Annotated in this window: 15 protein-coding genes; 14 read left to right on the forward strand and 1 reads right to left on the reverse strand. The window is 60.7% G+C overall.

Features of this window, described 5'->3' with window-relative positions; all coding sequences use genetic code 11:
• Nucleotides 1-106: 106 nt before the first annotated feature.
• From CRO23_RS18350 to CRO23_RS18370, 5 genes are all read left to right on the forward strand, one after another.
• Nucleotides 107-847: an amino acid ABC transporter permease gene (locus CRO23_RS18350; protein ID WP_004939979.1), complete on the forward strand. Its 741-nt coding sequence runs from the start codon at nucleotides 107-109 to the stop codon at nucleotides 845-847.
• Complete coding sequence (gene gltK, locus CRO23_RS18355) at nucleotides 847-1521, forward strand: glutamate/aspartate ABC transporter permease GltK (protein WP_015376945.1); 675 nt, start codon at nucleotides 847-849, stop codon at nucleotides 1519-1521. The genes CRO23_RS18350 and gltK overlap by 1 nt, the downstream gene beginning before the upstream one ends.
• The gene (locus CRO23_RS18360) at nucleotides 1521-2246 is read left to right on the forward strand and encodes an amino acid ABC transporter ATP-binding protein (protein ID WP_004939983.1); all 726 of its coding nucleotides are present in this window, start codon (nucleotides 1521-1523) and stop codon (nucleotides 2244-2246) included. The genes gltK and CRO23_RS18360 overlap by 1 nt, the downstream gene beginning before the upstream one ends.
• Nucleotides 2247-2359: 113 nt before the next feature.
• A complete protein-coding gene (rihA, locus tag CRO23_RS18365) occupies nucleotides 2360-3292 on the forward strand; it encodes a pyrimidine-specific ribonucleoside hydrolase RihA (protein ID WP_016928768.1) in 933 nt (310 codons plus the stop codon).
• Nucleotides 3293-3440: 148 nt separating this feature from the next.
• A complete protein-coding gene (locus tag CRO23_RS18370; RefSeq protein ID WP_016928769.1) occupies nucleotides 3441-4145 on the forward strand; it encodes an FMN-dependent NADH-azoreductase in 705 nt (234 codons plus the stop codon).
• A 40-nt stretch (nucleotides 4146-4185) separates the two neighbouring features.
• Here the strand turns inward: CRO23_RS18370 and CRO23_RS18375 are convergent, their stop codons facing one another.
• Nucleotides 4186-4668, reverse strand: coding sequence for a zinc ribbon-containing protein (locus tag CRO23_RS18375; protein ID WP_004939988.1), 483 nt, complete (start codon nucleotides 4666-4668; stop codon nucleotides 4186-4188).
• Between the two features lie 286 nt (nucleotides 4669-4954).
• Here CRO23_RS18375 and leuS point away from each other — a divergent pair, with 286 nt between their 5' ends.
• The 9 genes from leuS to rlpA all read left to right on the forward strand — a co-directional run bounded on the left by leuS (nucleotide 4955) and on the right by rlpA (nucleotide 14932).
• Nucleotides 4955-7537 carry a leucine--tRNA ligase gene (gene leuS / locus CRO23_RS18380; protein WP_033641093.1) on the forward strand — a complete coding sequence of 861 codons (2583 nt, stop codon included), beginning with the start codon at nucleotides 4955-4957 and terminating at the stop codon, nucleotides 7535-7537.
• 14 nt (nucleotides 7538-7551) lie between these two features.
• Nucleotides 7552-8112: an LPS assembly lipoprotein LptE gene (gene lptE / locus CRO23_RS18385; protein ID WP_016928771.1), complete on the forward strand. Its 561-nt coding sequence runs from the start codon at nucleotides 7552-7554 to the stop codon at nucleotides 8110-8112.
• The gene (gene holA, locus CRO23_RS18390) at nucleotides 8109-9143 is read left to right on the forward strand and encodes a DNA polymerase III subunit delta (RefSeq protein WP_016928772.1); all 1035 of its coding nucleotides are present in this window, start codon (nucleotides 8109-8111) and stop codon (nucleotides 9141-9143) included. The genes lptE and holA overlap by 4 nt, the downstream gene beginning before the upstream one ends.
• Entirely contained in the window at nucleotides 9133-9795 is a 663-nt protein-coding gene (nadD, locus tag CRO23_RS18395) for a nicotinate-nucleotide adenylyltransferase (protein WP_015376938.1), read from the forward strand. Before holA ends, nadD begins: the two co-directional genes overlap by 11 nt.
• 194 nt (nucleotides 9796-9989) lie before the next feature.
• Nucleotides 9990-10307 carry a ribosome silencing factor gene (gene rsfS, locus CRO23_RS18400; RefSeq protein ID WP_016928774.1) on the forward strand — a complete coding sequence of 106 codons (318 nt, stop codon included), beginning with the start codon at nucleotides 9990-9992 and terminating at the stop codon, nucleotides 10305-10307.
• A gap of 3 nt (nucleotides 10308-10310) precedes the next feature.
• Nucleotides 10311-10781, forward strand: coding sequence for a 23S rRNA (pseudouridine(1915)-N(3))-methyltransferase RlmH (rlmH, locus tag CRO23_RS18405; protein WP_004940002.1), 471 nt, complete (start codon nucleotides 10311-10313; stop codon nucleotides 10779-10781).
• Between the two features lie 38 nt (nucleotides 10782-10819).
• The gene (gene mrdA / locus CRO23_RS18410) at nucleotides 10820-12715 is read left to right on the forward strand and encodes a peptidoglycan DD-transpeptidase MrdA (RefSeq protein WP_016928775.1); all 1896 of its coding nucleotides are present in this window, start codon (nucleotides 10820-10822) and stop codon (nucleotides 12713-12715) included.
• Nucleotides 12716-12723: 8 nt separating this feature from the next.
• Nucleotides 12724-13836: a peptidoglycan glycosyltransferase MrdB gene (gene mrdB, locus CRO23_RS18415; RefSeq protein ID WP_004940006.1), complete on the forward strand. Its 1113-nt coding sequence runs from the start codon at nucleotides 12724-12726 to the stop codon at nucleotides 13834-13836.
• Nucleotides 13837-13846: 10 nt separating this feature from the next.
• Nucleotides 13847-14932, forward strand: coding sequence for an endolytic peptidoglycan transglycosylase RlpA (gene rlpA, locus CRO23_RS18420; protein WP_097102616.1), 1086 nt, complete (start codon nucleotides 13847-13849; stop codon nucleotides 14930-14932).
• Nucleotides 14933-15037: the final 105 nt, after the last annotated feature.

Here is a 15037-nt window from a genome sequence, read left to right on the forward strand (position 1 = left end):
TCACCGACACCCGTACACAACAAGCCAGCCAGACTGGCCGCGCGGCGATCGGCGCTCATCAAGTCATCAATCTTCGGCGCCCTGCGCCCGTTTATCGGAGTTTGTTATGTCAATAGATTGGAACTGGGGTATCTTCCTGCAGCAGGCCCCGTTTGGGAACACCACTTACCTCGGCTGGATCTGGTCCGGCTTTCAGGTCACGGTGGCCCTCTCCGTCTGTGCCTGGATTATCGCTTTCTTCGTCGGTTCACTGTTCGGTATCTTGCGTACCGTGCCCAACCGCTTTCTTTCCACCCTCGGCACCTGTTACGTCGAACTGTTCCGCAACGTGCCGCTGATCGTGCAATTCTTTACCTGGTATCTGGTGATCCCCGAGCTGCTGCCGGCCAATATCGGCACCTGGTTCAAAACCGAGCTGGATCCCAACGTGCAGTTCTTCGTCTCTTCCATGCTCTGCCTGGGGCTGTTTACCGCCGCCCGCGTTTGCGAACAGGTGCGCGCCGCCATTCAGTCCCTGCCGCGCGGCCAGAAAGCCGCCGGGTTGGCGATGGGCCTGACGCTGCCGCAAACCTACCGCTACGTGCTGCTGCCGAACGCCTACCGGGTGATCGTGCCGCCGATGACCTCGGAAATGCTCAACCTGGTCAAAAACTCCGCCATTGCCTCCACCATCGGGCTGGTGGACATGGCCGCACAGGCCGGCAAGCTGTTGGATTACTCCGCACACGCCTATGAATCCTTTACCGCCATTACGCTGGCTTATATCGGCATCAACGCCGTGATCATGCTGTTTATGCGTCTGGTCGAAAAGAAAGTGCAGTTGCCTGGCAACCTGGGGAGTAAATAATGTACGAATTTGACTGGGCGTCGATCGTCCCAAGCTTCCCTTATCTGCTGCAAGGCATGGCGATCACGCTGAAGATCACCGTGACCGCCATCGTGGTCGGCATCCTGTGGGGCACCGTGTTGGCGGTCATGCGTCTGTCGCCGTTCAAACCGATAAGCTGGTTCGCCACCCTGTACGTCAACCTGTTCCGCTCGGTGCCGTTGGTGATGGTGCTGCTGTGGTTCTATCTGGTGGTTCCAAGCTTATTACAACAGGTTCTAGGGCTGTCGCCGAAAACCGATATTCGCCTGATCTCGGCTATGGTAGCCTTTTCCCTGTTTGAAGCGGCCTATTATTCGGAAATCATCCGCGCCGGTATCATCAGCATCTCGCGCGGCCAATCCTCCGCCGCGCTGGCGCTGGGCATGACCCACTGGCAGTCCATGCGGCTGGTGATCCTGCCGCAGGCGTTCCGCGCCATGGTGCCGCTGCTGCTGACTCAGGGCATCGTCCTGTTCCAGGATACCTCGCTGGTTTACGTACTGAGCCTGGCCGACTTCTTCCGCACCGCGTCGACCATTGGCGAACGCGACGGCACCCAGGTTGAAATGATCCTGTTCGCCGGTTTTGTCTATTTTGTTATCAGCCTCGCCGCCTCGGCGCTGGTAAGCTATTTGAAGAAAAGGACTGTTTGATGATATCCCTGAAAAATGTTTCCAAGTGGTACGGTCACTTCCAAGTGTTGACCGATTGCACCACCGAAGTGAAAAAAGGCGAAGTGGTCGTCGTCTGCGGTCCTTCAGGTTCCGGCAAGTCCACCCTGATCAAAACCGTCAACGGCCTCGAGCCGATCCAGCAGGGAAGCATCCTGGTGAACGGCACGCCGGTCAACGACAAGAAAACCAACCTGGCGCAGCTGCGTGCCAAAGTCGGCATGGTGTTCCAACACTTTGAGCTGTTCCCGCACCTGTCTATCATCGACAACCTGACGCTGGCGCAGGTGAAAGTGCTCAAGCGCGATAAGACCGCCTCACGCGAGAAGGGCCTGAAGCTGCTTGAACGCGTCGGCCTCTCCGCCCATGCCAACAAGTTCCCCGGCCAGCTGTCCGGCGGCCAGCAGCAGCGCGTCGCCATCGCCCGCGCGCTGTGCATGGATCCTATCGCCATGCTGTTCGATGAACCGACCTCGGCGCTCGATCCGGAAATGATCAACGAAGTGCTGGACGTGATGGTCGAACTGGCGAACGAAGGCATGACCATGATGGTGGTAACCCACGAAATGGGCTTCGCCCGCAAGGTGGCGAATCGGGTGATCTTTATGGACGAAGGCAAAATCGTCGAAGACCGCAACAAAGACGATTTCTTCAACAACCCCGAGTCCGATCGCGCCAAGGACTTCCTGGCCAAGATCCTGCACTAAACTCTCTCGATGCGCCCCGCCAGGGGCGCATCTTTTCTCCCGGCACTAAAAGCGCTTGTTTCTCCCCGGTTTTGATCCGATGCTCGCTGGATAACAAACAGAGGAGAAAGAACATGCCCCGCCCTATTATCATCGATTGCGATCCCGGCCTCGACGACGCCATCGCGCTGGCCATGGCGCTGCGTTCGCCGGAGCTGGACGTCAAAGCCATTACCACCTCCGCCGGCAACCAGACGCCGGAGAAAACCCTGCATAACGCGCTGGGCCTGCTGACCCTGATGCAGCGCGAGGACATCCCGGTCGCCGCCGGCGCCGGCGGGCCGCTGATGCGCGAGCTGGTGATCGCCGACTATGTCCACGGCAAAACCGGCATGGGCAACACCCACCTGCCGACGCCGACCCTCAAACCCGATCCCCGCGGCGCCGTTGAGCTGATCGCCGACCTGCTGCGCGCCAGCCCGCAGCCGATCACCCTGGTGGTGACCGGCCCGATGACCAACATCGCCCTGCTGCTGGCCCAGCACGCCGAGCTGAAAAGCCGCATCGAGCGCATCGTATTCATGGGCGGCGGCATGAACGCCGGCAATACCACGCCGGTGGCGGAGTTCAACATCTTCGTCGATCCCGAAGCCGCCGAGATGGTGTTGAAATCCGGCGTGCCGCTGACCATGGCCGGCCTGAACGTCACCCATCAGGCGCTGGTGTTGCCGCAGGATATCGAGCGCATTCGCCAGATAGACAATCCGGTCGCGCAGGCGGTCGCGGAGATGCTCGATTTTTACCTGCCGCTGTACCTCAGCCATCCGCGCGGCCTGCCCGGCGCAGCGATGCACGATCCCTGCACCATCGCCTGGCTGCTGGCGCCGCAGCTGTTCACCGGCGTAGAACGCTGGGTCGGCGTGGAGACCAAAGGGGACTACACCGTCGGCATGACGGTGGTGGACTATTTCCAGCAAACCGGCAACGCGGCCAACGTGGAAGTGCTGACCGGCATCAACCGCGAGGGCTTTATCGATCTGCTGGCCGAGCGCGTAGCGCGTTATTGATCCTATCGGGGCGCGCTCGCGCCCCTCATTCAACTTTTTTGATTTAACTCAGCGAATTTTTGCGCTATCACTGTTCATGGCTTGCCTCTACCATGCGTTTACACCGACTGACATCGTTACCGATTAGCCTTCGCCTGGAGATAAGCCAATGAGCCGCGTACTGGTCCTGAAATCAAGCATTCTGGGTGAATATTCCCAGTCTGGAAAATTAGTCGATTTTTTTGTTGAACAATGGCGTGAAACTCACCCTGAAGACACGTTCACCGTGCGCGATTTGGCCAACCCAACGCTGCCGGAGCTGGATGGTGAAGTGATGGCCGGCTTTACCGCCGGCGACAAACCGCTGACGCCGCATCAGCAAAGCACCCTGGCGCTGTCCGATGAGCTGATTGCCGAGCTGAAGTCGCACGACACGCTGATCATCAGCGCCCCGATGTACAACTTCAACATCCCGACGCAGTTGAAGATCTACTTCGATCTTATCGCCCGCGCCGGCCAGACGTTCCGCTATACCTCCGCCGGCGCCGAAGGGCTGGTGACGGGCAAGAAAGCGATCGTCATCTCCAGCCGCGGCGGCGTCCACGCCGACACGCCGACGGATCTGATCACGCCGTACGTGAAGTTGTTCCTGGGCTTTATCGGCATCACCGACGTTGAATTCGTGCTGGCGGAAGGCTTCGCCTACGGCCCGGAAGCGGCGGAGAAAGCCGCCCAGGACAGCCGCATCGCGATCGCGCAGAAAATCCCGGCCGGCGTCGCCGTACCGGCCAGCGCACCGGCGCAGGCGGAAGTTGCCCCGGCAACCGTCAGCGGCGGTTTCCTGAGCAATCTGCTGAAGAAACTGTTCCGTTAAACGCCAGCCTTAGCGTTCCCCGCCCTGCCGGGGAACGTCATCACGGTTCAAACGGCCGGCGCTGGAATTGGTCGTGACCGCATTTCGGGCAGAGCGGCAGCACCTCCGGCGTGTAAAACGCCAGATGGTAGTGACACTGCTCGCACACCAGGTTGCCCAGCCCCACCACTTCACCGCTGTGGTAAACGCCGTGGTGGCTGACATCCTTGAATACCTCGCGCCACTCCAGCTGGGTTTTGTCGGTGATATCCGCCAGTTCCTGCCACAGGCTCTCTTTGATCACGCGCATAAACACGCTGTCGGTAAACTCGTCCCGGCTCTCCTGATAGCTGCGCGCGAACTCTTCCAGATCGCGCCGCACCGCCTGCGTCACCTGCCGCACTTCGTCGCGGGTCAAATCTTCGGCCTCGTTCAAGCGCCGCTCCGCGCTGGCCACCAGTTCATCGATATCGCGTTCGCCGTTTTTCAGGCGTTCGCTCAACGATGCCACCAATTCGCGGTAATACTGAGCAACCTTGTTCATAGACTCTCCTCGATAAACGCTGCGCCGGACTTGGCTGTAGGGATCCCCCCTAAGCTACTTGTTCTTATTTTAGCCGTAAATGACTGATGCCACTTGGCAAGACGCGGGATCCGCAGGTTGTGAGCCGCGTCATGACGGCGTTTTTTTTAAATGCGCCGAGTCAGGCGCTTGGAGTTGTTGCCGGGAGGTCTTATCAGCTATGCTATGCGGATCTACGAATACTAAATGTTCATTGCGTTGCCTCTGACCGGGGCAACGGTTTACACCTACAGGACCACCGGCCGCCATGCAAGAGCAATACCGTCCAGAAGACATAGAATCGAACGTACAGCTTCACTGGCAAGAGAAGCAGACTTTCAAAGTTACCGAAGACGACAGCAAGGAAAAGTACTACTGCCTATCCATGCTGCCTTACCCGTCCGGCCGACTGCACATGGGCCACGTTCGTAACTACACTATCGGCGACGTGATCTCGCGCTATCAGCGCATGCTGGGCAAAAACGTACTGCAGCCGATCGGCTGGGATGCGTTCGGCCTGCCGGCGGAAGGCGCGGCGGTGAAAAACAACACCGCGCCGGCCCCGTGGACCTACGACAACATCGAATACATGAAGAACCAGTTGAAACTGCTGGGCTTCGGCTACGACTGGGATCGCGAAATCGCCACCTGCCAGCCGGAATACTATCGCTGGGAACAGTGGTTCTTCACCAAACTGTATGAAAAAGGCCTGGTCTACAAGAAGACTTCGGCGGTGAACTGGTGTCCGCACGATCTGACCGTGCTGGCCAACGAACAGGTTATCGACGGCTGCTGCTGGCGCTGCGACACCAAGGTCGAGCGTAAAGAGATCCCGCAGTGGTTCATCAAAATCACCGCTTACGCCGATCAGCTGCTGAACGATCTGGACACGCTGGAAAGCTGGCCGGAGCAGGTGAAAACCATGCAGCGCAACTGGATTGGCCGCTCCGAAGGCGTGGAAATCACCTTCGACGTGGCGGACAGCGAAGAGAAGTTGACGGTTTACACCACCCGCCCGGACACCTTCATGGGCGCCACCTACGTGGCGGTCGCCGCGGGCCACCCGCTGGCGCAACAGGGCGCGCGCAACAATCCGGCGCTGACCGAGTTCATCGACGAATGCCGCAACACCAAAGTTGCCGAAGCCGAAATGGCGACGATGGAGAAGAAAGGCATGCCGACCGGCCTGTTCGTTGTCCACCCGCTGAGCGGCGAGAAGCTGCCGGTGTGGGTCGCCAACTTCGTGCTGATGGAATACGGCACCGGCGCCGTGATGGCGGTACCGGCGCACGACCAGCGCGACTGGGAATTCGCCACCAAATATGATTTGCCGATCAAACCGGTGATCCTGAACCTCGACGGCAGCCAGCCTGACGTAAGCGCCGAAGCGATGACCGACAAAGGCGCGCTGTTCAACTCCGGCGAGTTCGACGGTCTGGACAATGAAGCCGGCTTCAACGCCATCGCCGACAAACTGGTCGCCAAAGGCGTCGGCCAACGCAAGGTCAACTACCGTCTGCGCGACTGGGGTGTTTCCCGCCAGCGTTACTGGGGCGCGCCAATCCCGATGGTGACGCTGGAAGACGGCACCGTGATGCCGACGCCGGAAGACCAACTGCCAGTGATCCTGCCGGAAGACGTGGTCATGGACGGCATCACCAGCCCGATCAAGGCCGACCCTGAGTGGGCGAAGACCACCGTCGACGGCCAGCCGGCGCTGCGCGAAACCGACACTTTCGACACCTTTATGGAGTCTTCCTGGTACTACGCGCGCTACACCTGCCCGCAGTATGACCAGGGCATGCTGGATCCGGCCGCCGCCAACTACTGGCTGCCGGTCGATCAATATATCGGCGGCATCGAACACGCCATTATGCACCTGATGTACTTCCGCTTCTTCCACAAGCTGATGCGCGATGCGGGCCTGGTGGATTCCGACGAGCCGGCCAAGCGCCTGCTGTGTCAGGGCATGGTGCTGGCCGACGCCTTCTACTACACCGGCAACAGCGGCGAACGCGTCTGGGTATCCCCGGTTGACGCCACCGTCGAGCGCGACGACAAAGGCCGCATCATTAAAGCCACCGATCCGCAAGGCCGTGAACTGGTCTATGCTGGCATGAGCAAAATGTCGAAGTCGAAGAACAACGGCATCGACCCGCAGGAGATGGTGGAAAAATACGGCGCGGACACCGTGCGTCTGTTCATGATGTTCGCTTCACCGGCAGAAATGACGCTGGAGTGGCAGGAATCCGGCGTGGAAGGGGCTAACCGCTTCCTGAAACGCGTGTGGAAACTGGCCTACGATCACGTGGAAAAAGGCGCGGTGCAGCCGCTGGACGTGGCGGCGCTGAACGAAGATCAGAAAGCGCTGCGCCGCGATCTGCACAAAACCATCGCCAAGGTGACCGACGATATCGGCCGCCGTCAGACCTTCAACACCGCGATCGCCGCCGTGATGGAGCTGATGAACAAGCTGGCCCGCGCGCCGCAGGAGAGCGAGCAGGATCGCGCGCTGCTGCAGGAAGCGCTGCTGGCCGTGGTTCGCATGCTGTATCCGTTCACCCCGCACGTGTGCTTCACCCTGTGGCAGGCGTTGGGTGGCGAAGGCGACGTGGACACCGCGCCATGGCCGGTTGCCGACGAGCAGGCGATGGTCGAGGACTCCAAGCTGGTGGTGGTGCAGGTGAACGGCAAGGTTCGCGCTAAAATCACCGTATCTGCCGATGCGACCGAAGAGCAAGTGCGCGCGCGCGCTGCCGAAGAGCATCTGGTGGCTAAATATCTGGACGGCGTCACGATTCGTAAAGTGATCTACGTTCCGGGCAAACTGCTTAACCTGGTTGTGGGTTAACACAAGGAGGAGTTGTGCGACAACGTATTCTGACGCTGTTGCTGGGGTTGGCGGTGCTGGTCACCGCCGGCTGCGGTTTTCACCTGCGTGGCACCACGCAGGTGCCTAATGAAATGAAAACGCTGATCCTCGACAGCGCCGACCCTTATGGTCCGTTGACGCGCGCGGTGCGTGAGCAGTTGCGTCTGAACGACGTGACCATCGTCAGCGATCCGAAGCGTAAAGACGTGCCTTCCCTGCGCATCATCGGCGCGACGGAAAGCCAGGATACCGCCTCGATCTTCCAGGACGGTAAAACCGCCGAGTACCAGCTGGTGCTGACCGTGCAGGCGCAGGTGCTGCTCCCGGGCCACGACCTGTATCCGCTGTCGGTGAAAGTGTTCCGTTCGTTCTTCGACAACCCGCTGACCGCGCTGGCCAAAGACTCCGAGCAGGAGATCATTCGCCAGGAAATGCGTGAGCAGGCGGCGCAGCAACTGGTGCGCAAACTGCTGACCGTGCATGCGGCGGAAGAAGAAAACCGGCAAAAAGCCGCTGCCGCCGGCGAACGAGCGGCAAGCCAAACCGCACAATGATCCGTATTTATCCGGAACAACTTGCCGCGCAGCTCCGAGAGGGGCTGCGCGCTTGTTATTTATTGAGCGGCAATGAACCGCTGCTGCTGCAGGAAAGCCAGGATCTGCTCCGGCAGGCTGCGCAACAGCAGCAGTTCAGCGAGCACTACAGCATTTCCCTCGACGCCCATACCGACTGGGACGCCATCTTCGGCATCTGCCAGGCGATGAGCCTGTTCGCCAGCCGCCAAACGCTGCTGCTGATCTTCCCGGAAAACGGCCCGACGGCGCCGATCGGCGAACAGCTGACCAAGCTGGCCACGCTGCTGCACGAGGATATTCTGCTGATCCTGCGCGGCCCGCGCCTCACCAAAGCGCAGGAAAACAGCGCCTGGTTCAAGGCGCTCAGCCCGCATGGCGCTCTCGTCAGCTGCCAGACGCCGGAACAGGCGCAGCTGCCGCGCTGGGTCGCCGCACGCGCCAAGGCGATGAAGCTGGAGTTGGACGACGCCGCCAACCAGTTGCTGTGCTACTGCTACGAAGGCAACCTGCTGGCGCTGTCGCAAGCACTGGAGCGGCTGTCGCTGCTGCATCCGGACGGCAAGCTCACCCTGCCGCGCGTCGAGCAGGCGGTGAACGACGCCGCCCACTTCACGCCGTTCCACTGGCTGGACGCCTTGCTGGCCGGCAAGAGCAAGCGCGCCTGGCATATCTTGCAGCAGCTGCAGCAAGAGGATGTCGAGCCGGTGATCCTGCTGCGCACCCTGCAGCGCGAACTGCTGCTGTTGCTGACGCTGCAGCGCCGCATGGCTTCCGCGCCGCTGCGCACGCTGTTCGACCAGCATAAGGTCTGGCAGAACCGCCGCCCGCTGGTGACCCAGGCGTTGCAACGCCTGTCCGGCCCCCAGCTGCAGCAGGCGGTGCAGCTGCTGACGCAAATCGAGCTGACGCTCAAGCAGGACTATGGTCAGTCGGTCTGGCCGGAACTGGAAACCCTGTCGATGCTGCTGTGCGGCAAACCCCTGGCCACGAGTTTTAGCGATGCCCACTAATCCGGAACACCCCACCGTATTGCACGCGCTGTTCGGCGGCACCTTTGACCCGATCCACTACGGCCACCTGCGGCCGGTGGAGGCGCTGGCCGCCGAAGTGGGCCTGAATCGCGTCACGCTGCTGCCTAACCACGTGCCGCCGCACCGCCCGCAGCCGGAGGCCAATGCGCAGCAGCGCCTGAAGATGGTCGAGCTGGCGATCGCCGGCAATCCGCTGTTTGCGGTCGACGATCGCGAACTGCACCGCACGACTCCCTCCTACACCATCGAGACGTTGGAAACGATTCGTAAAGAGCGTGGCGCCGCCCAGCCGCTGGCGTTTATTATTGGCCAGGACTCGCTGCTGACGCTGCATAAGTGGCACCGCTGGCAGGCGCTGTTGGACGTCTGCCACCTGCTGGTGCTGGCGCGCCCGGGCTATAACGATCGCATGGACACGCCGGAACTGCAGCAGTGGCTGGAACGCCATCGCACCGCCGACCCGGCGCTGCTCAGCCGTCGCCCGCACGGCCACATCTATTTGGCCGATACGCCGGAGCTGGAAATTTCCGCCACCGAGATCCGCCAGCGTCGCCATCAGGGCCTCAACTGCGACGACCTGCTGCCGCGCCCAGTGCAGCGCTATATCGAGTTGCAGGGTTTATATCGCTAGCGAAAGGTGCGTGATATACTGCGCCGCTATTTTTCAGGTATCCGCTGAAAACCCCGGAAACCTTAGCTGGCCGGGCAGTCACCAGTTAGCTGGCTTTCAGCGGCAGCCTGCCGAAACCATTATCCGGTTACGCCGCGGCGCGCGCATTTTGCCCGCCGCAGCCGACTGAACAGAACACACCCGAGGGGGAACCTTTGCAAGGTAAAGCGCTCCAAGATTTCGTCATCGATAAAATCGATGATCTGAAAGGCCAAGACATTATCGCTCTGGACGTTCAGGGCAAATCCAGCATCACCGATTGCATGATCATCTGCACCGGCACCTCGACGCGCCACGTGATGTCGATCGCCAGCCACGTGGTGCAGGAATCCCGCGCCGCGGGCATGGAGCTGTACGGCATGAAAGGCCAGGAAGCCTCCGACTGGATCGTGGTCGATCTGGGCGAAGTGATCGTGCACGTGATGCAGGAAGAAAGCCGTCGCCTGTACGAGCTGGAAAAACTCTGGAGCTAAGCGGTGAAACTGCAATTGGTGGCGGTCGGCACCAAAATGCCAGACTGGGTGCAAACCGGCTTTATGGATTACCTGCACCGCTTTCCCAAAGATATGCCGTTTGAGCTGACCGAGATCCCGGCGGGCAAACGCGGCAAAAACGCCGACATCAAGCGCATTCTGGACAAGGAAGGCGAACAGATGCTGGCGGCGGTGGGCAAAGGCAACCGCATCGTTACGCTGGATATCCCAGGCACGCCGTGGGAAACGCCGCAGCTGGCGCAGCAGCTTGAGCGCTGGAAGCAGGATGGCCGCAACGTCAGCTTGCTGATCGGCGGCCCGGAAGGGCTGGCGCCCGCCTGCAAAGCCGCTGCCGAGCAGAGCTGGTCGCTTTCTCCGTTGACGCTGCCGCATCCTTTGGTGCGCGTCCTGGTGGCCGAAAGCCTCTACCGCGCCTGGAGTATTACAACAAATCATCCTTACCACCGGGAATAGCCGGTGGTGACCGTGACAGAGTGAAATAAAGCAGCGGGATGAAAATAGAACGTAACCCTTTTCGCGACTATACGGCTGAATCCGCCCTGTTTGTACGCCGCGCCCTGGTGGCGTTCCTGGTCATCCTGGTGCTGTCCGGCATCCTGATCGCCAACCTGTATAATCTGCAAGTGGTCCGCGTCGAGGATTACCGCACCCGCTCCAACGAAAACCGCATCAAGCTGGTGCCCATCGCGCCCAGCCGAGGCATTATCTACGATCGCAACGGCACCCCACTGGCGCTCAACCGCACCATTTATCAGCTGGAGCTGATGCCGGAGAAGGTCGACGATCTCAAAGCCACGCTACAGGCGCTGCGCACGGTGGTCGATCTGACCGACGACGACATCGCCAATTTCGAAAAAGAGCGCAAGCGCTCACGCCGTTTCGTCTCCATTCCGGTGAAAACCGCGCTAACCGAGGTGCAGGTCGCCCGCTTTGCGGTCAATCAGTTCCGCTTCCCCGGCGTGGAAGTGAAAGGCTATCAACGCCGCTACTACCCCTATGGTTCCGCCCTTACCCACGTCACCGGCTATGTGTCGAAGATCAACGACCGCGACGTCGAACGTTTGGACAAAGACGGCAAGCTGGCCAACTACGCCGCCACCCACGATATCGGCAAGCTGGGCATCGAACGCTATTACGAAGACACGCTGCACGGCAAAACAGGCTATGAAGAGGTCGAGGTCAACAACCGCGGCCGGGTGATCCGCCAATTGCACGAGCAACCGCCTTCCGCCGGTCAGGACGTTTACCTGACGCTCGATCTTGATCTGCAGCGCTATATCGAGCAACTGCTGGTCGGCAGCCGCGCCGCGGTGGTGGTAAGCGATCCGCGCACCGGCGCCATCCTGGCGATGGTGTCCAACCCGAGTTACGATCCGAACCTGTTCGTGGACGGCATTTCCAGCAAGGACTATCAGGGCCTGCTGAACGATCCGAATCGCCCACTGATCAACCGCGCTACGCAGGGGGTCTATCCGCCCGCGTCAACGGTGAAGCCTTACATCGCGGTGTCGGCGCTGAGCGCCGGGGTGATCACCAAAAACACCGTGGTGTTCGATCCCGGCTGGTGGCAACTGCCCGGCTCGGAAAAACGCTTCCGCGACTGGAAAAAATGGGGCCACGGCCGCCTGAACGTCACCAAAGCGCTGGAAGAATCCGCGGATACCTACTTCTATCAGGTCGCCTATGACATGGGGATCGATCGGCTGTCGAGCTGGCTGACCAAATTCGGTTACGGCCAGTACACCGGCATCGATCTGTCCGAAGAACGATCCGGCCTGATGCCGACGCGCGAGTGGAAGCTGAAACGCTATAAAAAGCCGTGGTATCAGGGCGACACCATTCCGGTGGGCATCGGCCAGGGTTACTGGACCGCCACGCCGATCCAGATGGCCAAAGCGCTGAACACCCTGATCAACGACGGCACCGTCAAAACGCCGCACCTGCTGCAGAGCACCCGCGTCAACGGCGCGCTGGTGCCGTTCAAACAGGAAGAGAGCACGCAAATCGGCGATATTCACTCCGGCTTCTGGGAAATCGCCAAAGACGGCATGTATGGTGTGGCCAACCGTCCGAACGGGACGGCGCGCAAGTACTTTGCGGACGCACCTTATAAAGCCGCGGCGAAATCGGGTACCGCACAGGTATTCGGCTACGAAACCTACAACGCCCACAAACTGGCGGAGCACCTGCGCGATCACAAGCTGATGACCGCCTTCGCGCCGTTCAACAACCCGACGGTGTCGGTCGCCATCATTCTGGAAAACGGCGGCTCCGGTCCGGCGGTGGGCACCATCACCCGCCAGATCCTCGACCATATTCTGCTGGGCGACAACAATACGCAATTGCCAAGCGAGGCCCCGCTGCCGCCTGGCGTAGAAGGTGACTAAGGTAGAACATGACTGAAAGCCAACAAAAAGGCTCGATCTGGACCAAAATCCACATCGATCCGACGTTCCTGCTGCTGATCCTGGCCCTGCTGGTCTACAGCGCCTTCGTGATGTGGAGCGCCAGCGGCCAGGACATCGGCATGATGGAGCGCAAGATCGGGCAGATCGTCATGGGGCTGATCGTGATGGCCGTCATGGCGCAAATCCCGCCGCGCGTCTACGAAAGCTGGGCGCCCTATCTGTATATTTTCTGCGTGATTTTGCTGATCCTGGTGGACGCCTTCGGCCAGATCAGTAAAGGCGCGCAGCGCTGGCTGGATCTCGGCGTGGTGCGCTTCCAGCCGTCGGAAATCGCCAAGATCGCCGTGCCGCTGATGGTGGCGCGCTTTATGAACCGCGACGTTTGCCCGCCTTCGCTGAAAAACACCGCCATCGCGCTGGTGCTGATCTTCCTGCCGACGCTGCTGGTGGCCGCGCAGCCGGATCTCGGCACCTCGATCCTGATCGCCGCCTCCGGCCTGTTCGTGCTGTTCCTGTCGGGCATGAGCTGGAAGCTGATCGCCGTCGCCGCCGTCGCGCTGGCGGCCTTTATCCCGGTGCTGTGGTTCTTCCTGATGCACGGTTATCAACGCGACCGCGTGATGATGCTGCTCGATCCGGAAAGCGATCCGCTCGGCGCCGGTTATCACATCATTCAATCCAAGATCGCTATCGGCTCCGGCGGCCTGTCCGGCAAGGGCTGGCTGCACGGCACCCAGTCGCAGCTGGAGTTCCTGCCGGAGCGCCATACCGACTTTATCTTCGCCGTGTTGGCCGAAGAGCTGGGACTGATCGGGGTGTTGGTGCTGCTGGCGCTCTACCTGCTGGTGATCATTCGCGGGCTGATGATCGCCGCCAAGGCGCAAACCACCTTCGGCCGCGTGATGGTCGGCGGCTTGATGCTGATTTTGTTCGTTTATGTCTTTGTTAACATCGGTATGGTCAGTGGCATTTTGCCGGTAGTTGGCGTACCTTTGCCTCTGGTCAGTTACGGGGGTTCGGCGCTGATAGTGTTGATGGCCGGTTTCGGCATCATCATGTCGATCCACACGCATCGGAAAATGCTGTCTAAAAGTTTATAAGAGGTGAGTAATGCGTAAGGAATGGCTTTGGATCGGCGTCGCGGCGGTGTTGCTCTCCGCCTGTACCGCCCCGACCACGGAACAGCAAGCCCCTCCGCAGCCGTACAACGGCCCGGTGGTGGAAATCGGCGGCGTCGAGCCTCAATATGAACCCTATAACCCTAATAACATGCAGGATTATAAGGTTAATGGCGATACTTACCGCATCGTAAAAGATCCGCAGAACTTCTCTCAGACCGGCCTGGCGGCCTGGTATGGCGAAGAGGCCAACGGCAACACCACGGCGCTGGGCGAGCAGTTTGACCCCAACGGCCTGACGGCGGCGCACCCAACGCTGCCGATCCCAAGCTATGTGCGCGTCACCAACCTGGCCAACGGCCGTCAGCTGGTGGTGCGCGTCAACGATCGCGGGCCATACACCAAGGGCCGCATCATCGATCTGTCGAAAGCCGCCGCCGATCGCCTCAACCTGTCCAACAACACCAAGGTCAAAGTCGATTTCATCAACGTGGCGCCGGATGGCACGCTGAGCGGCCCCGGCACCATCGGCACCATCGTGGCGAAACAGAGCTACGCCCTGCCGGCGCGCCCGGATCTCGGCGCCAGCGGCATGGGCACCCCCATTCAACAGGACGTGCCGGTCGCCAGCGGCGCGGCGGTGCGCCCGATCGATAACAGCACCCTGCGCACCGACGACAACAGCGCCCCTGCTGCCGGCGGCAATGCCGCCAACGGCCGCAGCGGTTTCCTCGGCGCGCCAAGCGCATTACCGGCCGGCGTGCTGGAAGGTTCTGAACCTGAAGTCGCAGCGGTGGCCGCACCGGTCGCGGCCGGCGCTGCGGCTGTCGGTACGGCTGCCGCCGCCTCTGCCGGCGGCTACGTGGTGCAGGTCGGCGCGCTGAGCAGCGCCGAACGCGCCCAGAGCTGGCAACAGAGCCTGAGCCAACAGTTTGGCGTCCCGGGCAAAGTAGCGGCCAACGGCAACGTTTATCGCGTTCAGCTCGGCCCGTTCAGCAGCCGTCAGCAGGCGGCCCAGCTGCAGCAACGCCTGGCGAGCGAAGCGCAACAACAGTCTTTCGTTACTGCTGCACCCTGAGCGTTAAGCCCGGCGGGCATTCACGGCCGATAAGCGGTTATTTAGCTGAAACATTTTCTTGCAGCTAAAAGGGTACTAACCGCAATTAGTCAGATGAATGGGTAA

Origin of the sequence: Serratia sp. JKS296, assembly GCF_900215445.1 — a bacterium.
GTDB lineage: Bacteria > Pseudomonadota > Gammaproteobacteria > Enterobacterales > Enterobacteriaceae > Serratia > Serratia marcescens.